This is a genomic window from Kineococcus halophytocola (assembly GCF_041276425.1).
Lineage (GTDB): Bacteria > Actinomycetota > Actinomycetes > Actinomycetales > Kineococcaceae > Kineococcus > Kineococcus halophytocola.
Genome location: NZ_JBGFTU010000013.1, coordinates 1 through 19,212 on the forward strand (window position 1 = coordinate 1; position 19,212 = coordinate 19,212).

The 19,212-nt window shown below is 76.3% G+C and carries 16 protein-coding genes; 4 read left to right on the forward strand and 12 right to left on the reverse strand.

Annotation, left to right across the window (positions count from 1 at the left end; genetic code table 11):
- Positions 1–336: 336 nt before the first annotated feature.
- A complete protein-coding gene (locus AB2L27_RS12315; protein WP_370441767.1) occupies positions 337–1,599 on the reverse strand; it encodes an AAA family ATPase in 1,263 nt (420 codons plus the stop codon).
- Entirely contained in the window at positions 1,596–2,333 is a 738-nt protein-coding gene (locus tag AB2L27_RS12320; RefSeq protein WP_370441768.1) for a hypothetical protein, read from the reverse strand. The genes AB2L27_RS12315 and AB2L27_RS12320 overlap by 4 nt, the downstream gene beginning before the upstream one ends.
- 200 nt (positions 2,334–2,533) lie before the next feature.
- Here AB2L27_RS12320 and AB2L27_RS12325 point away from each other — a divergent pair, with 200 nt between their 5' ends.
- Positions 2,534–2,758: a helix-turn-helix transcriptional regulator gene (locus AB2L27_RS12325; protein ID WP_370441769.1), complete on the forward strand. Its 225-nt coding sequence runs from the start codon at positions 2,534–2,536 to the stop codon at positions 2,756–2,758.
- Positions 2,759–2,819: 61 nt separating this feature from the next.
- On the opposite strand, the gene AB2L27_RS12330 is transcribed toward AB2L27_RS12325, so the two are convergent.
- Positions 2,820–3,356: a hypothetical protein gene (locus AB2L27_RS12330; protein ID WP_370441770.1), complete on the reverse strand. Its 537-nt coding sequence runs from the start codon at positions 3,354–3,356 to the stop codon at positions 2,820–2,822.
- Positions 3,357–3,550: 194 nt separating this feature from the next.
- Between AB2L27_RS12330 and AB2L27_RS12335 the strand changes: the two genes are divergently transcribed.
- Positions 3,551–4,126, forward strand: coding sequence for a LysM peptidoglycan-binding domain-containing protein (locus AB2L27_RS12335; RefSeq protein ID WP_370441771.1), 576 nt, complete (start codon positions 3,551–3,553; stop codon positions 4,124–4,126).
- Positions 4,127–4,256: 130 nt separating this feature from the next.
- Complete coding sequence (locus AB2L27_RS12340) at positions 4,257–4,766, forward strand: Rv3235 family protein (RefSeq protein ID WP_370441772.1); 510 nt, start codon at positions 4,257–4,259, stop codon at positions 4,764–4,766.
- Between the two features lie 15 nt (positions 4,767–4,781).
- Here AB2L27_RS12340 and secA read toward each other — a convergent pair whose 3' ends face one another.
- From secA to mtrA, 9 genes are all read right to left on the reverse strand, one after another.
- The gene (secA, locus tag AB2L27_RS12345) at positions 4,782–7,469 is read right to left on the reverse strand and encodes a preprotein translocase subunit SecA (RefSeq protein ID WP_370441773.1); all 2,688 of its coding nucleotides are present in this window, start codon (positions 7,467–7,469) and stop codon (positions 4,782–4,784) included.
- Between the two features lie 69 nt (positions 7,470–7,538).
- Positions 7,539–10,094 (reverse strand): putative bifunctional diguanylate cyclase/phosphodiesterase, encoded by a 2,556-nt coding sequence (locus AB2L27_RS12350; RefSeq protein ID WP_370441774.1) that lies wholly within the window; start codon positions 10,092–10,094, stop codon positions 7,539–7,541.
- Between the two features lie 52 nt (positions 10,095–10,146).
- Positions 10,147–11,379 carry a winged helix-turn-helix domain-containing protein gene (locus AB2L27_RS12355; protein WP_370441775.1) on the reverse strand — a complete coding sequence of 411 codons (1,233 nt, stop codon included), beginning with the start codon at positions 11,377–11,379 and terminating at the stop codon, positions 10,147–10,149.
- Entirely contained in the window at positions 11,376–12,086 is a 711-nt protein-coding gene (locus AB2L27_RS12360) for a response regulator (protein WP_370441873.1), read from the reverse strand. The genes AB2L27_RS12355 and AB2L27_RS12360 overlap by 4 nt, the downstream gene beginning before the upstream one ends.
- A 67-nt stretch (positions 12,087–12,153) precedes the next feature.
- Positions 12,154–12,927, reverse strand: a complete 774-nt coding sequence (hpf, locus tag AB2L27_RS12365; protein WP_370441776.1) for a ribosome hibernation-promoting factor, HPF/YfiA family — start codon at positions 12,925–12,927, stop codon at positions 12,154–12,156.
- Positions 12,928–13,116: 189 nt separating this feature from the next.
- Positions 13,117–13,833, reverse strand: a complete 717-nt coding sequence (locus AB2L27_RS12370; RefSeq protein ID WP_370441777.1) for a ComF family protein — start codon at positions 13,831–13,833, stop codon at positions 13,117–13,119.
- Positions 13,834–13,931: 98 nt separating this feature from the next.
- Positions 13,932–15,644, reverse strand: a complete 1,713-nt coding sequence (locus AB2L27_RS12375) for an LpqB family beta-propeller domain-containing protein (protein ID WP_370441778.1) — start codon at positions 15,642–15,644, stop codon at positions 13,932–13,934.
- Positions 15,641–17,266: an MtrAB system histidine kinase MtrB gene (gene mtrB, locus AB2L27_RS12380; protein ID WP_370441779.1), complete on the reverse strand. Its 1,626-nt coding sequence runs from the start codon at positions 17,264–17,266 to the stop codon at positions 15,641–15,643. Before mtrB ends, AB2L27_RS12375 begins: the two co-directional genes overlap by 4 nt.
- A 16-nt stretch (positions 17,267–17,282) precedes the next feature.
- Positions 17,283–17,960 carry an MtrAB system response regulator MtrA gene (gene mtrA, locus AB2L27_RS12385; protein WP_370441780.1) on the reverse strand — a complete coding sequence of 226 codons (678 nt, stop codon included), beginning with the start codon at positions 17,958–17,960 and terminating at the stop codon, positions 17,283–17,285.
- Between the two features lie 144 nt (positions 17,961–18,104).
- Between mtrA and AB2L27_RS12390 the strand changes: the two genes are divergently transcribed.
- On the forward strand, positions 18,105–19,211 hold the full coding sequence (locus tag AB2L27_RS12390) for a glycerophosphoryl diester phosphodiesterase membrane domain-containing protein (protein WP_370441781.1): 1,107 nt from the start codon (positions 18,105–18,107) through the stop codon (positions 19,209–19,211).
- Position 19,212: the final 1 nt, after the last annotated feature.

Genomic DNA, 19,212 nt, shown 5'->3' on the forward strand with positions numbered 1-19,212 from the left:
CGGCACGGGGGTAGATCCCAAAGGAACCCCGATCCCCACCCACACAGGAGTGGAGACCATTGGGGGTTAATGCATTGGCATCAACATTTTTCTAGCGCACTGTTGAGTTCTCAAGAACCGGACGCACGACTCTCGGCCGCTTTCGCGGCTCCGTGTCTGCGGACTTCGTCCAGCTTACCGGGTTCTTCGACCCGGCCGGGACGCTCCTGGTTCATCGGCACCGAGCGGGCGCACCTGAGTGCTTCCGTCTCACTGCTGTGGTGGGGAGGTCCCGAACACCTGCGGGGACCGGCCGGTGTCCCGTCCGTTCCTCCCCGCTGGGGTGTGACAACTACGTTAACTGCGGGCCAGCAGCGGGTCAAATCCCGTCGTCGGGTCCTGCTCCGGCAGGGGCTCCGGTGCGTCCGCGACGTCCTCGACGTGGGCGGCCAGACCCCGCAGCACGGTCCGCGCCGAGGACCGGGCGGCGTGCTCCAGGAGGGTGCGCCCGGCCAGGAGCGCCTCGTCGACGGCCGTGTCCTGCGGAACCGTGCGGACGTCCTCGATCCCCACGGCGCGACGCAGCAGGTCGCGTACGCGCCGCTCGGGCGGCGCGCCCACGGCGGCTGCGCGCACCCGGTTCACCACGGGCACGACGACCGCGTCGGGCGCCAGGTCTGGCAGGCGCAACCACGTGCGGGCCAGCCGCTGCAGACCGACCGGGTCGGCCGCCCCCACGACGAGCACGACGTCCGCCACCCCCAGGACCGTCGCCAGCACCGCGTCCCGGCCGGACTCCTCGGCCAGGTCGTCGCTGCCCCCCGGCAGGTCCAGGACCGTCCAGTCGTGGGTGAGCGCACCGACCTCCAGGACCCGGCGCAGCGCGGCGGGCCGCAGCTCGCCCCACCGGGCGCCGTCGGGGGCACCGGTCAGGACGTCCACCCCTTCGCCCACGCAAGCGGCGCGGGCGGCCAGCACCGTCGCGTCGAACCGGCCGTCGGCGGCGGCGCGCACGCAGGCCAGCAGCGACGGCGCGTCGTCCAGGATCCCCAGCGCCTGCCCGACGGAGGCCGCGCGGGTGTCGGCGTCGACCAGCAGGACGCTGCGGCCGGCCGCGGCCAGCTCGGCGGCGACGTTGACCGCGATCGTCGTCCGGCCGCACGAGCCGTGCGGGCCCCAGACGGCCAGGGTGCGTCCGGGGGCACCGACTGCGGGGAGGTCCTGCGGCGCGGGGGGCTGCGAGGACGCGGTCTCCTGGGCCGCGGCGGCGGCCAGGACCTCCCGCGCCACCTCACCGGGAGCCTGGTCCTCCACCGCGAACCGCCCGGCCCCCAGCCCCCGCCAGCGGCGTTCCGCGTCCTCCCCCGGGGCACCGGCGGGCAGCAGGACCACCAGCCCGACCCCGCGGCGGCCCAGGTCCGCCACGGTCTCGCTGTCGCACCCGGGCAGGTCGGCCCCGAGGACGACCGCGCGGGCCAGTCCGGCCCCCACCGCGGCCAGGACGTCCGCGACGTCGGCGCAGCGCCGCACGACCACGACCTCGCGCCGCAGCGGCTCCCACCCGGTGAGCAGCCGCGCCTCGGCCGGCCCCGGCACGGCGAGCAGGACGGGCAGCGTCACGACCCACCGCCGGCGCCGCCCGGCACGGGCACCAGGACGAGGTCGTCCCCGGAACCACCCGCCCGCAGGACGGCCGGCAGGACGTCCTGCGGCACGACGACCTGGACGTCGGCGCCGGCCCGGGTCGCGAGCGCTCCCCCGCCGGTGACGACGGCGGAGACCTCCGCCGCGGCCACGAGCCGCTCCGGGGCCGCGGGGGCGGTGTCCGCCCCGTCCACCGTCACGACGCCGTCGGTGCCCGCCGGGACGACCCACAGGTCGACGAGGGACCCGACCGCCACCCCGGGCGGGACGGCCCCCTCCACGGGGACGGTGACGGGCCGGGCGGTGAGGTCGTCGGCCGCGCCGACCGAGGCGCGCGGCAGCAGCTCACCGGCTCCGAGCCCGCGCAGCGCGACGACCCCCTCCCCCGCGACGGAACCCGCCGGGACGTCGGCCGGCACGTAGCGCCCGGCCGTGGCGGGGTCCAGGCGCACCTGCACGACGGTGAGGTCGGAGGCGGTCAGGGTCTGCCCCGCCCCCACCGCGTGGGCCAGGCCCCAGACCGCGGTCGTGCCCTGCGCCCGTCCGACGACGACGCTGCCCAGCACCACGCTGCCGGTCACCAGGAGCAGACCCACCAGCAGCCGCGGGTCCCGCCACGACGGGGCGCCCACCCGGCGGGTCGCCGCCCCCGGCCGCCCCGTCGCCTGCGCGACGTCGCGCCCCCGCACCGGTCCCACCGCTGTCCGCACCCGTCCACCCCTGCCTCGGTCCCGCCCGCTCCGCACTGAGTCGTCCGCAGCCATGGTGCGCCGCCGCGACCGCCGGGGCCGGCGGTCGTCCACAGGGCACCCGATCGGGTCAGCGGCGTCCGGGTGACGTCGTGGCAGGATGCGGACACCGCCGGGTCCCGTGCCCGACAGTGCCCCCCGAGTGCTCAGGAGAGCCCCGCGTGACTGCTCGATTCCTCCCGCTCGCGGACGTCGCCGAGACGCTCGCGATCTCCTCGGCCCAGGCCTACGCGCTGGTCCGGACGGGTGAGCTGCGCGCCATCAAGGTGGGCGGCCGCGGCCAGTGGCGCGTGGAGGACAGCGAGCTGGAGGACTACATCCAGCGCATGTACGCGCAGACGCGGGAGATCGTGCTCGCCGGCGGCGAGGACCAGCCCACCGCCTGACCCGCGCGAGGCGCCAGAGGGCCCGCCAGGGAGCCCGCCAGGGGGCCCGGTCCACGGCTCCTCACGGGACCTCCCAGACCGCCAGCACGGCGCCGAAGGGCACCGTGACCGCCTCCGCGCCCACGCCCACGTCCGGACCGTCCCCGGGCACGAGGTCGAGGTGGTCGGCCCCGACGCGCCCGAGACGACCGCCGTGGGTGCCCGTCGCGGTCACCACCCGCACGCGGACGCCGGCGTCCCCGAGCGCCCGCAGCGCCACGAGGAACGTCCGCCGGGCCGCGACCGCGCCCAGCGGCGGCGCGCTCCAGCCCGGCAGCCCCCGCACCGCGACGACGGCGTCGGCCGCCAGGAGCACCTGCGCGCCCCGGTCCGACGTCAGCAGGAACCACCCCGGGCCCGCGCCGTGGACCGATCCCACGAGCGTCGACCCGTCCCGCAGCGACCAGGTCAACGGCCCCCGGGCCGCCCGCGCGCGGTCGGCGAGGGAGACCGTGGCCTGCTCGCGCCGCGTCCGGTCGGCCACCTCCGCGGCGAGGTCCTGGCGCACGGCGTGCTCGACCTGGCCCTCCAGGTCGTCGAACAGCTCCTCCCACCGCACCCCTGCACGCTACGAGCGCACCCGGCCCACCGCGCGGCACCGTCACCCCGCCTGACGCTGCGTCAGCCGGTGCCCTCCGATCGGGCGCACCGCCGGCCGTTCCCTGGTCGGTCCCCCGAGGGCTCGGTAGACATGCGCCACCAAACGACACCAAACGGCACCCAACGGCCGTACGAGCCCCCAGGAGTCACCCCGTGCGCCCTCCGTCCCTCGGGACCCAGGACCCCGCCCAGGTCGTCGTCGCCGTCTGCGCCGTCGTCGGGATCGCGGTGGCGGCGTGGCTGGCGCTGAGCCTCCTCGTCGCGGTCGTCGACGAGGTGCGGGTCCGGCGCTCCCCGCGCCGCACCGTCCGGCTGACCCCCGGGGTGCCGGCCCTCGTGCGCCGGCTGGCCACGCTCGGCGTCGGGCTCGTCCTGGGCTCGGCGGCCCTGTCCGCCCAGGCCGCCGCGCCGGGCGTGCCGGAGGTCGGCTGGGCCACCGCCGCCACCGCCACCGTCGATCCCGGGTGGCCGGTCACCGGGCCCACCCGCCCCGACGCACCGCCGGCCCCGCGCCCGGCGGCGCAGGCCCGCCCCGTCCCGTCCGGGACCGGCGAGGTCGTGGTGCTGCGCGGCGACAGCCTGTGGTCGCTGGCCGCGCACCGGCTCGGCCCCGGCGCGACCGGGGCCGAGGTCCTGGCCGAGCAGCACCGCCTCTATGCGGCCAACGCCGACGTCATCGGGCAGGACCCGGACCGTCTCCTGCCCGGTCAGGTCCTGCGACTGCCCTGAACCACCCCGCCACCACCACGCCACCACCCCACCCCGCCACCACCACGTCACCACTGAGATCCCCCGCACCACCCGCACCGCCGCCCCGCGACGCCCGTCGCGCGGCCCCGACCCGCCGAGGAGACGACCCGTGACCAGCACCGCCACCGCCAGCCGGCTGCCCCGCTACCTCGACGACGAGGACGCCCACGGGGCCGAGGGCCCGGTGCTCACCCACCTCAGCCCCGACCAGGGCGTCCTCGAGCTCGACCTGCGCGACGTGCGGCTGCTGCCGCCGGCGGAGCTGCCGGAGGTCACGGGCTGGACGAAGCGGTACCTCGTGACCCTGCTGGAGGTCCTGTCGGGGCAGCGCCCCACGCAACAGCTGCTGCGCTGGTCCAGCGCCGACATCTACAGCGGCGTCCAGCGCAAGGCGGCCGTGCAGGCCCGGCTGCGCTCGCGCACCCGGCCCGCGGCGCGCGGGGCCGTGCGGGCCGCGCACGTGTCCTCGCTGCGGGTGTCCTTCCCCGGTGAGGGCGTCGCCGAGGTGGGGGCGGTGCTGCGCGACGGCGACCGCGTCCGGGCGGCGGCGCTGCGCGTGGAACGCTGCACCGACCGCTCCGGGGACCGCTGGCGGGTCACCGCGCTCGAGATGCGCTGACCCGCCCGGGCGGGCTCAGGCCTCGCGCTGGGCGCGCTCGGTGGCGCGGCGCTGGGCGCGGTTGCCCGTGGCGGCCTCGGTCGCCTGGGCGTCCCCGGCGTGCACCTCGACGTCGCCCTCGGCCGTGGGGGCGGAGTACTGCAGCTGCTGGCGGACCGGCGGGGCGCCGAACCCGGGGGGCGTGGCGGCGGCCCCGGCCTGGGCGGCGGGCTGGACCTGCAGGGAGAACAGGTACCCGACCGACTCCTCCTTGATGGCGTCGGTCATCGCACCGAAGAGCTGGTACCCCTCCCGCTGGTACTCCACCAGCGGGTCGCGCTGGGCCATGGCCCGCAGGCCGATGCCCTCCTGCAGGTAGTCCATCTCGTAGAGGTGCTCGCGCCACTTGCGGTCCAGGACCGACAGCACGACGCGACGTTCCAGGTCGCGCAGGGCGCTCGCGCCCAGCTCCTCCTCGCGGGCGTCGTAGCAGGCCTGGGCGTCGCCGCGCATCTCCTCCACCAGGCGTTCCACTGTGAGGTTCCCGCGCCCGCCGGCGGCCTCGACGACCTCCTCGGGGGTGATGGAGACCGGGTACAGGCTGCGCAGCGCGGTGAACAGCTCGTCCAGGTCCCAGTCCTCGCCGAACCCGCGGGCCGTGGCCTCGGAGACGTACGCCGTCACGACGTCGTCGATGAAGTGGCGGATCTGCACGTGCAGGTCCTCGCCCTCGAGCACCTTGCGGCGCTCGGTGTAGATGACCTCGCGCTGGCGGTTCAGGACGTCGTCGTACTTCAGGACGTTCTTGCGGATCTCGAAGTTGCGACCCTCGACCTGGCCCTGGGCGCTCTGGATGGCGCGGGAGACCATCTTCGACTCGATCGGGACGTCCTCGGGGATGCCCGTGCGGGTCAGGAAGCTCTCCACCAGCGCGGCGTTGAACAGGCGCATGAGGTCGTCGGTGAGGGAGAGGTAGAACCGGGACTCCCCCGGGTCGCCCTGGCGGCCCGACCGTCCGCGCAACTGGTTGTCGATGCGGCGCGACTCGTGGCGCTCGGTGCCCAGCACGTAGAGACCGCCGAGGTCGCGGACCTCGTCGTGCTCGGCCTTCACCGAGGCGTGGGCCTGCTCCAGGACCTCCGGCCAGGCCGCCTCGTACGCCTCCGGCGCCTCGTCGGGGTCCAGGCCCTTGTCCTTCATCGCCGCCACGGCGAGGAACTCGGCGTTGCCGCCGAGCATGATGTCCGTCCCGCGGCCGGCCATGTTCGTCGCGACCGTGACCGACCCCCGGCGCCCGGCCTGGGCGACGATGGAGGCCTCGCGCTCGTGCTGCTTGGCGTTCAGGACGGTGTGCTCGACACCGGCCTTGGTCAGCAGGTTGGACAGGTACTCGCTCTTCTCCACGCTCGTCGTGCCCACGAGGACCGGCTGCCCGGCGGCGTGGTGCTCGGCGATGTCCTCCACGACGGCGGCGAACTTGGCCTGCTCGTTCTTGTAGACCAGGTCGGGCTGGTCCATGCGCACGGCCGGGCGGTTCGTGGGGATCGGCACGACACCGAGCTGGTACGTCTGCTGGAACTCGGCGGCCTCGGTCATGGCCGTACCGGTCATCCCCGAGAGCTTGTCGTACATCCGGAAGAAGTTCTGCAGGGTGATCGTGGCGAGCGTCTGGTTCTCGTTCTGGATCGGCACGCCCTCCTTGGCCTCGATGGCCTGGTGCATGCCCTCGTTGTAGCGGCGGCCGGCCAGGATGCGGCCGGTGTGCTCGTCGACGATGAGGACCTCGCCGTTGGGGGACACGACGTAGTCCTTGTCCCGCTTGAACAGCTCCTTGGCCTTGACCGCGTTGTTGAGGAACCCGATGAGGGGGGTGTTCACGCTCTCGTAGAGGTTCTCGATGCCGAGCAGGTCCTCGACCTTGGCGATGCCGGCCTCGAGGATGCCGATCGTGCGCTTCTTCTCGTCGACCTCGTAGTCGACGTCGATGCTCAGGCGCCGGACGATCTTGGCGAACTCCGTGTACCACTTCGTGGGCGCGTCGGAGGGGCCGGAGATGATCAGCGGCGTGCGGGCCTCGTCGATGAGGATGGAGTCGACCTCGTCGATGACGGCGAAGTGGTGGCCGCGCTGGACCATCTCCGAGACGTCCCAGGCCATGTTGTCGCGCAGGTAGTCGAAGCCGAACTCGTTGTTCGTGCCGTAGGTGACGTCGGCCGCGTAGGCCTCGCGCCGCTCGTCCGGGCGCATCCGCGACAGGATGCACGAGCTCGTCATCCCCAGGAAGCGGAACACCCGGCCCATGAGGTCGGACTGGTACTCGGCGAGGAAGTCGTTGACCGTGATGACGTGCACGCCCTTGCCGGTGAGGGCGTTGAGGTACGCCGGCAGCGTCGCCACGAGCGTCTTGCCCTCGCCGGTGCGCATCTCGGCGATGTTGCCCTGGTGCAGGGCCGCACCCCCCATGAGCTGCACGTCGAAGTGGCGCTGCCCCAGCGTGCGCCGGGCCGCCTCGCGGACGACGGCGAAGGCCTCCGGGAGCAGGTCGTCGAGCGTCTCGCCGTCGGCGAGACGCTCCTTGAAGCGGTCGGTCTCGCCCCGCAGCTCCGCGTCGCTCATCGCCTCGAAGTCGGCTTCGAGGGCGTTCACCTGCTCCGCGATGCGGTGCAGGCGCTTGACGACGCGGCCCTCACCGGCGCGGAGGACCTTTTCGACGATCGCTGGCACCCCGTCACTCTAGCGGCGCAGCGCGGGGGGACGGGGACTCGCCGTGACCCGGACGACAACGACGGTGGCTCAGCGCGACTGGTCGAGCATCCGCCGCAGGTCGTTCGGACGCACCCCGTCGATGGGGACGGGCACGGGACCGGTGCCCCGGGCCGGGGTGGGCGGGGCCGCGGGCGGGACCGGCACGGCCCCGTCGCGGGGCACCGGCGCCGGGCCGAACTCGCGGGCGAACAGCGCCACGGGGTCCAGCGGGTCCTGCGCCGCGCCCTCGCCGTCGGTGAACTCCACGAGGTCGGCCAGCGCCGGCACCGCGGCGGTCGGCTCCACCGGGCCCAGCTCGGCCGCGGCCAGCTCCGGGCCCAGCTCGGCCACCGGGCGCGGGGACCCCAGCAGGACCCCCTGGGCCAGCGAGCAGCCGGCCTCGCTCAGCAGCACGGCCTGCTCGGTGCGCTCGACCCCCTCGGCCACGACCCCCAGGTCGAGGGCGGCGCCGAGCTCGCACAGCGTCCGGACGGCGGCGAGCGCGTCGACCCCGTCGGGCCCGTCGATCTCGGCGACCAGCGTGCGGTCGAGCTTGACGCCGTCGACGGGCAGCTGGCGCAGCGGGGCCAGGGAGTGCCCGGCCAGGACGCCGGGCCGGCCGGGGTCGAGGGTGGCGAAGTCGTCCAGCAGGATCCGCGCCCCCGTCGCGCGCAGCTTCTTCAGGCGGGCGGTGAGCACGTCGGGGTCCTCCCCCAGCAGCTCGGCGGGCACGTCCAGCACGAGGGCCGTGGGGTCCAGCCCCGCGGCGGTCAGCGCCGCGCGCACGTCCTCGGCCGCGCCGCGGGTCATGACGTGGGCGGCGGACAGGTTCACCGTGACCGACAGGTCCGGGACCTGCCGGCGCCAGCCGACCGCCTGCGCGCAGGCCGTGCGCAGCACCCAGCGCCACAGCTCCTCCACGGCCGGGGACCGCTCGGCGCCGGCGAGGAAGGCCCCCGGCTCCAGCAGCCCCCGGGTGCGGTGCCGCCAGCGCAGCAGCGCCTCGACCCCGACCACGGCACCGTCGGCGAGCCGGACGATGGGCTGGTAGGCCAGCTCGAACTCCTGCTCCTGCACCGCGCGCAGCAGGTCGTGCTCGAGCTGGCGGCGCAGCCGGTCGGCGTCGTGCATGTCCGCCTCGAACACGACCACGCCCCCGGGCACGGCGCCGGCCGCCACTGCCGGGCCGTTCGCGTGCGACTCGGCCTTGGCCATGTACATGGCGCTGTCGGCCCGGCGCAGCAGCTCGGCGGCGCCCACGCCCTCCTCGGCCAGGGCGATGCCGATGCTGGCCCCCACCCGCACGGTCGTGCCGTGCGTCTCCAGGGGCAGGGCGACGTCGGCCTGGACGCGGGCGGCGATGCGCTGGGCGGCCCGGGCGGGGTCGACGTCGCGCACGACGAGGGCGAACTCGTCCCCGCCCAGGCGGGCGGCGACGTCGTCCCCGCGCAGGCAGCGCCGCAACCGGCGGGCCACCCGGGTCAGCACCTCGTCGCCGGCGGCGTGCCCGAGGGAGTCGTTGACCTGCTTGAACCCGTTGAGGTCGACGAACAGGACGGCCGTGCCCAGGCCGTCGGACTCGGTGACGCGCAGCGCCACCTCGAGCTGGCGCAGCAGGGTCGCCCGGTTCGGCAGGTTGGTCAGGGAGTCCGAGGAGGCGGCCTCGACGGCGCGGACGGTGTCGGCGTGGCTCAGCGCCATGCTCGCGTGCTCGGCGAAGGCCCGCAGGACGGTGGCTCCCACCGGGTCCAGCGGCCCGCTGGCGCGGGTGTCCAGGACGAGGGCGCCCACGCTGCGGCCGTTGATGTGGACGGCCGCGGCCGCGGGGGTCTGCTCGTCGCCGACGGCGACGCCGAAGCCGCCGAGCGCGTTCGCGGCGGCCAGGGCCAGCTGCGGGTCGAGCACGGGTTCACCCACGGCGGCCACGACGCGCATCCGCATCTGCGAGCGCGGGTCGGCCAGGACGAGGGTGACGGCCCGCCCGTCCATGAGGTCGGAGGAGCTGGCGGCGATCTGGACGAGCAGCTCCGGCAGCGGCCGGCGGCTGGAGACAGCGCGCTGGAAGCGGACCGAGGTCGTCAGGACCTGCTCGCGCTGGCGCAGCGCCTGCTGCAGCCGGGTGCGCTCGGCGGCCCCCTGGGCGCCCTGCTGGCGGTGCCAGCGCTCGCGCTCGCGGCCGTGCCGGCCGAGCACGACCAGGCCCAGGGCCCGGCCCACCAGGCGGACGGCGGCCAAGCCCTCCCGCGGGTCGCCGGAGTCCTGCCCCCGGCCGACGACGAGGTGGACGCCGGACAGGCCCGGGACCTCCACGACGCTGGTCCGGACCCGGCCCAGGCCCGGGACGGCGAAGGACCCCCCGCCGTCGCGCACGACGCGGGCCAGGCCGCGCTCGGGCAGGAACCGCTGGCCGAGACCGACCCCGCCGTGCACGTGGGGGCCCTCGCACACGGCGACGACGTCGGCGTCGACGAGGTCGGCGACCAGCCCGGCGGCCCGGCTCAGGACGTCGCGCTCGCTCGTGCCGGCCGACAGCTCGGCGAGCACGTGCTCGAGCAGGCCGGCAGCGTGCTCGACCTGGTCGGCGGGGAGGGCGGCGAGGTCCACCTCCGCTGTGTCGGCGGGAGGGGTGGGGATGTTGAGGTCGGTGGGGGCCGGCTCACCCGTTCGAGGCGACCGCCGCGCTCAGGGCCGGTGCCAGGTCGCCGCGACCGGCGACCAGGACGTCGTCCAGCCCCTGCCAGGAGGCCAGGTCGCGCAGCTCGGCGGCCAGCTCGGCCGCGGTGCGCGCCGGGGCCGCGGGTTCGGCGTAGGCCCCCTCGACCCGCAGGACGCCGCCGCGGCGGTCGGCCTTGAGGTCGACGCGGGCCACGAGGTCCTCCCCGAGGAGGAAGGGCGTGACGTAGTAGCCGTGCACGCGCTGCTCGCGCGGGACGTAGAACTCCAGCCGGAGGCCGACGCCGAAGACCTCCTCGGTGCGCGGGCGGTGCCAGACCAGCGGGTCGAAGGGGGTCAGCAGGGCCCGGGCGTCCACGCGCGGGGCGCGAGCCCCGGCCCAGCGGTAGGCGGGCCGGTGGGCGGCCCAGCCGCGCACCCGGACCGGTTCGAGGCGGCCGTCCTCGACGAGCTCGGCGACGGCCCGGCGCGCCGGTCCCGGGGCCAGCCGGAAGTGGTCGCGCAGGGTGGCGACGGTCGCGACGCCGTTCGCCCGGGCGGCGATCGCGACGAGCTCGCGGACGGCCTCGGCCGGGTCGGGGTCGGGCGCCTCGCGCACCGCCGGCGGCAGGACGCGGCCGGTGAGGTCGTAGCGGCGCTCGAACTGCGGGGTGCGGCCCGCCGCCGAGAGCCGGCCGGCGAAGAACAGGTGCTCGCAGGCGCGCTTGACGTCCGACCAGTTCCAGCCCCAGTGGTCCGTGGGACGGGCCGCGCCCGGGCTGAGGGCCGCCTCCAGCTGCCGGGCCGTGGCGGGCCCGTGGGCGGTGACGTGCTCCTCGAGCGCCCCGAGCAGGTCCGGGCGCTCGTGGGCGATGCTGCGCACGCTGCCCCAGGCGTCGGAGGCCGCGCGCTCCATGCGCCAGCGCAGGAGCCGGTGGGTGGCGGGGGCGACGTAGGACGCCTCGTGCGCCCAGTACTCCACCAGCCGGCGCGGGGCGCGGTGGGCGGCGCGGTCGACGAGCTCGGTCGGGTACGGCCCGAGCCGGCTGAAGAAGGGCAGGTAGTGGCTGCGGCACAGCACGTTGACGCTGTCGATCTGGACGACGCCGAGGCGGTCCACGACGCGCCCGACGTGCGCGGCCGTCACCGTCGCGGGCCGGCGCCGGCTGAACCCGGAGGCCGCGAGCGCCGCGCGGCGGGCCTGGCGGGCCGAGATCTCCTCGACCGGGGGCGTCACGACAGTTCGACGATCTTCTCGCGCACGGCGTAGACGACGGCCTCCATGCGCGAGTGCAGCTGCAGCTTCTCCAGGAGGTTGCGGACGTGGTTCTTCACGGTGTTCTCGCTGATGCCGAGCCGGCCGGCGATCTCGCGGTTGGGCAGGCCGCGGGCCAGCAGCCGCAGGACCTCCAGCTCGCGCGGGGACAGCCGCGGGGCGCCGGGCAGACCGAGGGTGCGCTCCTCGTCGCGCCGGCGCAGGGCGTTGAACTCCCCCAGCAGCAGCCCGGCCATCTTGGGCGTGATGAGCGACTGCCCGCTGACGACCGCCCGGACGGCGTCGGCGACCTCCTCGGCCGGCACGTCCTTGAGCAGGTAGCCGTTCGCCCCGGCCCGGACGGCGCCGAACAGGTCGTCCTCCTCCTCCGAGGAGGTCAGCATGAGGATCTTCGTCGAGGGCGCGACGGCCTTGATCTGGGCGCAGGCGTCGATCCCGGAGCGGCGCGGCATCCACACGTCCATGAGGACGACGTCGGGCAGCAGTTCCTCCACGCGCTCGAGCGCCTCGGCCCCGTCGGAGGCCTCCCCCACGACGTCGAGGTCGTCCTCGACGGACAGGACCATCCGCAGGCCCCGGCGGAACAGCGAGTGGTCGTCGACGACGACGATCCGGACCGCCTCGTTCACGGCGCCCCCTCCCCTGGTCGTGGCCGACGTGAGGACGATCTTGGCACGGACGACGACGGGCGCCACCCCCTGCCGGGGGTGGCGCCCGCCGGGTCGGGGGCCCCGGTCAGCGCACCGCCGCCGCGACCGCGGCCGTCAGCGCGGCGTCGGAGGTCGCGCGCCCGTCGGCCCCGGCCTCGCGCGGGGCGTCCTGGACGTCGAGGTGGATGACCCCGTAGTCCCAGCCGCGACGGCGGTAGACCACGCTCGGGGAGCCGCTGGCGGCGTCGACGAACAGGTAGAAGTCGTGGCCGACGAGCTCCATCTCGTACAGCGCCTGGTCCAGGGTCATGGGCACGGCGTCGTGCCGCTTCTCGCGGATGACCACGGGCGAGGCGTCCTGCACGGCCGCGTCCGGGGCGTCGGCGGTGGGCGGGGTGGACCCGGCCATGACGGCGGGCGTGGGCGCCGCGTCGGCGTCGGCGGTGCCGACCTGCTCGGCCAGCGGGCGGCCGGGGTCGAAGGAGCCGGTCAGGACGTCGTCGGACAGGCCCGCGGTGGCCTGGTGCACGGAGGTGGGCCGGTGCCGGCCGTGGTGGACCTTCCGGCGGTCCCGGGCCCGTCGCAGGCGTTCGAGGAGCTTGGTGGTGGCCAGGTCCAGGGCCGCGTACGGGTCGTCGGCGCACGCCTCGGCGCGCACGACCGGCCCCTTGTCGCGCACGGTGATCTCGACCCGCTCGCAACTGCTGGCCTGCCGGCGGTTCTTCTCGTGGGAAACCTCGACGTCGATGCGCTGGGCGCGGGGCGCGAGCTGGGCGACCTTCGTCTCCAGCTTGTCCTCGACGTGCCGCCGGAACCTCTCCTTGACGTCGATGTGCCGTCCGGTGACCACAACTTCCACGGGATGCCTCCCTCGTTCGACTGGCGGCACCGGCACGTGGGGCCGGCCCGCCTCGGACCGTCACCTCGTGCCGCGGACCACCCCCGGGGGGAGGGCGCGGTGAGCAGGCGGGCAGGTGCGGGGACGGGGGTCGACACCCGTCGGGGCGTGGCCTCCGAAGACTCCGTCACTGGCCGCCATGGGCCAACGCTAGACCCCCGGGGGCCCGGCTGCCCAGGCGGGACGCGCCGTTCCCCCGTCCACCCCCGCGACGGTCACCGTCAGCACGCCGGCCACCCGGACGCCACCTGCGCGCAACGCCCGGACGGCCTCCGCGGCCGTCGCCGTGGTCGTCACGACGTCGTCCAGGACGACGCAGGCGCCCGTGGGCGCGCGGCCCCGCAGAGCGAACGCGCCGTGCACGTTGGCCCGGCGGCCGGCGGCGTCCAGGTCGGTCTGGTCCCGCACCGCGCGCACCAGGCCCAGGCACCGCTCCACCCCGGCGTCGCGGCCCGCGGCCCGGGCCCGGGCCGCCGTGCGCGCCGCCAGGTCGGCCACGAGGTCACCGCCGCGGGCCCGGCGGCTGGCGCGGCGGGTGGGCACGGGCACGAGGCGGACCGGCCCGGCCGGGACGAGCTCACCCAGCCGGTGCGCCAGCGCGCGGGCCAGCACGGGGCGGGCCTCGGCGCGGTCGCGCTCCTTGACCGCCAGCAGCACCTGCCGGGCCGGGCCCTCGTGCGGGGCGCACCCGTGCACGGGCGTCCCGTCGGGCAGGGCGGTGACCGCCCCGCGGCGCAGGGCGCGGGCGCAGGAGGGGCAGCAGGGCGGGCCGGGCCGGGCGCAGCCGGCGCAGTGCCCGGGCCACAGCAGGTCGGCGGCGGCGGCCAGCGGCGCGAGGGGTGGACGGGCGGGTGGACGGGTGGGCACCCGGACAGCCTGCGCCGCGGCTGCCGTCCGCGGGCCGCGCCGTCCACAGGGGGTCCCGTCCACAGGGGGTCCCGGCGGGTACGGACCGGCGCTCGCCGCTACCCCGGGTAGGAGGGGTCGCGACCGTCCGCGACCGGGATCCAGCCGGCCCCGCTGCGCGAGAGGACCCGGCCCTCACCGGTCCCCACGACGACGTCCCGGTCCGACCAGCCTCCCGCCACCGACAGCGCCCCCGGGACCTCCGGCAGCCGGGTGCTGGGGCCGGAGACCCGGGTGAGCACGGGCACGGTGCGGCCCCCGCCGTCGCGCACGAGCAGGACCACCTCGTCGTCGACGAGCCAGGCCGCGTCCAGGACGTCCCCGGCCCCCGGGGCGAGGTCGGCCGTGCCCCCGCCCAGCCGCAGGGGCCGGCCGTCCCCGTCGCGCACGACCCCGTGCACGCGCACGTGCACCCCGCCCGCCGGGTCGCGCACGACCACCAGCGCCCGCGCGCCCTCGCGGGACACGCGCAGCCGCACCAGGGCGCCGCCGAGGCCCTCGGCCGGGGGCTGCACGGTCAGCGCGGGGGTCTCCGGGGCGGCGCCGGGCACGGCCAGGGGCGCCGCTCCGGCGGCCGCGGGCGCCGTCCACACCCACCCGAACCGGTCGACGGCGGGCGGCACCAGCGGGCCCCGCCCGGTCACGGCGGTCTGCAGGGGCCCGCCGACGGCCTGGGTCCGGGCCACCCGCCCGTCGTCGGTGAGCACCGCGTACGTCGTCCCGTCCGGGCCGACCGCCGGGTGGGCGGCCCCGCCACCGGCCTCCAGGCCCGGGCCCGTCCCCTCCACCGGGACCAGCCCCGCGCGGCCCCAGCGGGACAGCCCCTGCGGGCCCAGCAGGACCGGGCGCGCGTCGACGGGCACCACTCCGCGCGGCAGGTCGGCCCCCCGCACCCCGCTGCGCGTCAGCTCGGCGCCGTCCACGGCGACCGAGACGTCGGAGACCTCCGGCAGACCGGTCAGGCTGGCCCGCAGCTGGGCCAGCAGGACGGCCCGCTGGGCCGGGTCGGCGTCCAGCGCCCGCTCGGACAGGTCCACCGTCGCGGTGCCGGCGGCGACCGGCACCGTCCCCACCCGCAGCGAGGTCCCGTCCGGGGCACCGGAGACCACGGCGGGGGCCAGCCAGTCCGAGGGCCCCTGCAGCAGGGCCTGCACGATGCGGGTCGCGACCGAGGAGTCGTAGCCGAACCACCGCACGTCGGCCAGCAGCTGCGGCGCGGGGCCGGCGGTGACGAAGTAGACGGGGAAGGACCGCAGGGTGCGGGAGGCGTCGGCCGCGGTGAGGACGAGGCCGTCGCCCGGCTCAGCCAGCCGCCACCGGCCCTCCTCGCGCACCAGCCGCACCGGCCGCGTCGAGGTCGACCCCGGCGGTTGCTCCACGTAGTGCCCGGCGGCGTCGACGACGGCCGTGGCCGTCGTGGTGATGGACACCACCGCCTCGGACGGGCCCTGCGAGAGCAGCGACAGGTCCGGGCCGGTGGTCACGACGGTCGTGGAGGCGTCCGCGCGCCAGGACCGCGCGGCGGCGGCGGTGAGGAACTCCCGGGCCACCGCGTGGTCGTCGTCGGCCGCCACGGCCGCGCGCAGGAAGCCCCGCACGACGTCGATCGGCCCGGCGCCGGGGGCCGGGCCGTCCGGGATGACCTGCAGCAGACCGACCCGGGGGTCGGCCTCGATGCGCGAGCCGCTGACGACGTCGCTGGAGCGGGGCACCCCGCCGCACCCGGCCAGGGCCAGCGCGCCCGCCAGCGCCAGCGCCGTGCGGCGCCTCACGAGGGGTCCCCGGCCAGATCCCGTCCGGCCTCGCGCCCGGGGCCGGCGGGCAGCGCGGCGACGGGTTCGCGCCAGCCCAGCGGGACGACCGGCAGCGGGGAGGACCGCAGCGAGCGGCCGGCGACCCGCGGGACGGTGAGCACGAAGTGGCAGCCCTCCCCCGGCCGTCCCCACACCTCCAGCCAGCCGCCGTGCAACCGGGTGTCCTCCAGGGCGATCGCCAGCCCCAGACCGCTGCCCCCGGTCGTGCGCGCCCGGGCGGGGTCGGCGCGCCAGAACCGGTCGAACACGCGCGGCAGCTGCTGCGGCTCCAGCCCGACCCCGTGGTCGCGCACCCCCACCGCGACGGCGTGCTCGTCGGCGGCGACGGTGACCTCGATGGGCCGCGCCTCGCCGTGCTCGACGGCGTTGCCGACGAGGTTGCGCAGCACGCGCTCGATGCGCCGGGCGTCCACCTCGGCCGTGCACGGGCCGGCCGGTTCGGCGACGACGACCTGCGAACCCCGCCGGTCGGCCAGGGTGGAGGTGAACTCCACGACCCGGTGCACCACGACCCGCACGTCCTGCGGGTCCGGTTCCAGCGCAGCGGCTCCGGCGTCGAACCGGGAGATCTCCAGCAGGTCCGACAGGAGGGTGTCGAACCGTTCGAGCTGGGTCAGCAGGAGTTCGGCCGACCGGGCCGAGGCCGGGTCGAAACCCTCGCGCGCGTCGTGCAGCACCTCCCCGGCCATCCGGATCGTCGTCAGCGGGGTGCGCAGTTCGTGGCTGACGTCGGAGACGAACCGGCGCTGCACGCGCGAGAGCTCCTCCAGCTGCCCGATGTGCTGCTGCATGCCGGCGGCCATCTCGTTGAACGCCCGGGCCAGGCGGGCCAGGTCGTCGGTGCCGCGCACGCGCATCCGCTCGTCCAGGTGCCCACCGGTGAGCCGTTCGGCCGTCCCGGCCGCCTCGCGCACCGGTTCCACGACCGTGCGCGCCACCACCCAGGCCACCGCGCCGACGAGCAGGACCAGCGCGATGCCGCCGCCGACGAAGGTGGTGCGCACCAGGGAGACCGTCTGCTCCTCGCTGGCCAGGGAGTACACGAAGTACAGCTCGTACTCCCCCGCGCGCGGCAGCGTCACCGTCGAGCCGACGACGAGGCTGGGTGCGCCGGAGGCGTCGGGCAGGTCCACGATCTGCAGCTGCTGGACGTCGGAGGAGACCACCGCCCGGCGCAGCGCCATCGGGACGTCGGCGGCGTCGAGGCCCTCGGAGGCGACGTCGCGCACCACGACCTGCCCGCTGGCCGTGGTGTCGGGCGCGTCGGCCGCGCGCAGCAGGACGACCCCGCGCACCCGGTCCGGGCCGGCGCCCTCCAGCGAGGAGACGACGTCCCCGGCGAGCTGCTCGACCTCGGCCACGCTCGTGGTGGTCGCCGCGTCGAACTGCTGCTGGGCGGTCTGGGCGCCCCGCGCGGCGTCCGCGAGCGCCACCTCCTGCCGCTCGGCCACGAGGCCGTCGGCGATCCCGTCGAGCAGGAAGGACCCCACCCCGACGACGACGGTAAGGCCCAGCATCGTCGTCAGGACGACGACGCGCAGTTGCAGGGAGGCCCGCCAGCGGGCCAGCAGCCGTCCCACGCTCAGGCGCCCGCGCTCACAGGGGTCCGGCGCGGTAACCCACCCCGCGCACGGTGACGACGATCTCGGGGTGCTCGGGGTCGCGTTCGATCTTCGAGCGCAGCCGCTGGACGTGGACGTTGACCAGGCGGGTGTCGGCGGCGTGCCGGTACCCCCAGACCTGCTCCAGCAGCAGTTCGCGGGTGAAGGCCTGCCAGGGCTTGCGCGCCAGGGTGACCAGCAGCTCGAACTCCAGCGGGGTCAGCGGCAGCGAGCGGTCGTCGCGGCGGACGGAGTGGCCGGCGACGTCGATGGTCAGGTCGCCGATGCGCAGCGTCTCCGGCGGCCGGTCCCCGGCCGTGCGCAGCCGGGCCCGGACCCGGGCCACCAGCTCCTTGGGCTTGAACGGCTTGACGACGTAGTCGTCGGCCCCGGCCTCCAGGCCCAGCACGACGTCGACGGTGTCGCTCTTGGCCGTGAGCATGACGATCGGCACCCCGGACTCGGCGCGGATCTGCCGGCAGACCTCCATGCCGTCGGTCCCGGGCAGCATGAGGTCCAGCAGCACGACGTCGGGCCGGGTGGAGCGGAAGGCCGCCAGCGCCTCGTCCCCGTCGGCGCAGAACCGCGTCTCCAGCCCCTCGCCCTGGAGCACGATCCCGAGCATCTCGGCGAGCGCGGTGTCGTCGTCCACCACGAGCACGCGTCCCCTCATGGGCCCATCCTGCCCCGCGCGGGGCGTCCACGGCGTGAGCACCACGCCGGACCACCTCCCGGACCACCACCCCGAGCGGTCCCCCGGCCCCTTCCCCGGCCGCTTCCCCGGCCGCGCCGGGGCCCTCTGGCACGATGTCGTGCTGTGGGGGACGAGCAGTGGCAGCGGCCGGACGACGACGCCGGCGCACCCGGTGCGCCCGCGGCGGGCGGGCCGGTCCCGCCGCCGGTGACCGGGTGGGGCGCGGCCCCGGCCGGCCCCGGTGGCGTCCCCGGCCCGGCGCGCCCGCAGACCCCCCGCCCCGGGATCGTCCCGCTGCGGCCCCTGGGGCTGGGGGAGATCTGGGACGGCGCGTTCCGCGCGTTCCGGCAGAACCCCAAGGTCATGGTGGGGCTGTCCGCGATCGTCGTCGTGGCGACCTCCCTGGTCAGCCTCGTCGCCTCCGTCGTCACCACCCGCGACACCCTGGGGCTGCTGGACCGGCTGCAGGCCGCACCGGCGGACGTGGGCGCGGACGAGGTGTTCTCCGTCGTGCAGCGCTCGCTGCCGCTGCTGGGGCTGAGCCTGGTCCTGCAGCTCGTCGCGGTCCAGGTGCTCAACGGGATGCTCATCACGAGCGTCAGCCGCGCCGTGCTGGGCCGCACCGTCGGCTTCGGGGAGCTGTGGCGGATCTGCCGGCCGCGGATCCTGCCGCTGGTCGGGCTCTCGCTGGTGGTCTCGCTGGCCTCCCTGCTCGTGGGCGTCGTGACGCTGGCGCCGGGGATCGTGCTGCTGGTCGTGTCCGAGTCCGGCACCGGGATCGGCCTGGGCGTGGCGGCCGTCCTCCTGGGCGCGCTGGCCTGGGTCGTCGGCGCGGCGTACCTGTGGGTGAAGTGGTCGCTGGCGACCCCGGCGATGCTGCTGGAGCAGCTCGGGGTCGGGGCCTCCCTGGGCCGGTCCTTCCGGTTGACGCGCCGCTCGTTCTGGCGCCTGTTCGGCATCCAGCTGCTCACCGCCGCCGTGGTGTACGCCGTCGTCGCCGCGGTCGGCTTCCCGTTCAGTCTCGTCGGCGGGGTCGTCTCGGCCGCGGTCGGGGACCCCTCGAGCACGGCCGGCGTCGCGGCGCAGCAGTCGATCGCGACGCTGGGCTCGATGGTCGGCAGCATCGTGGCCTACCCCTTCCTCGCCTCGGTCACGGCCCTGCTGTACGTGGACCTGCGGATGCGCCGCGAGGGCCTGGACGTCGAGCTGCACCGGGCCGCGCAGCGGTGAG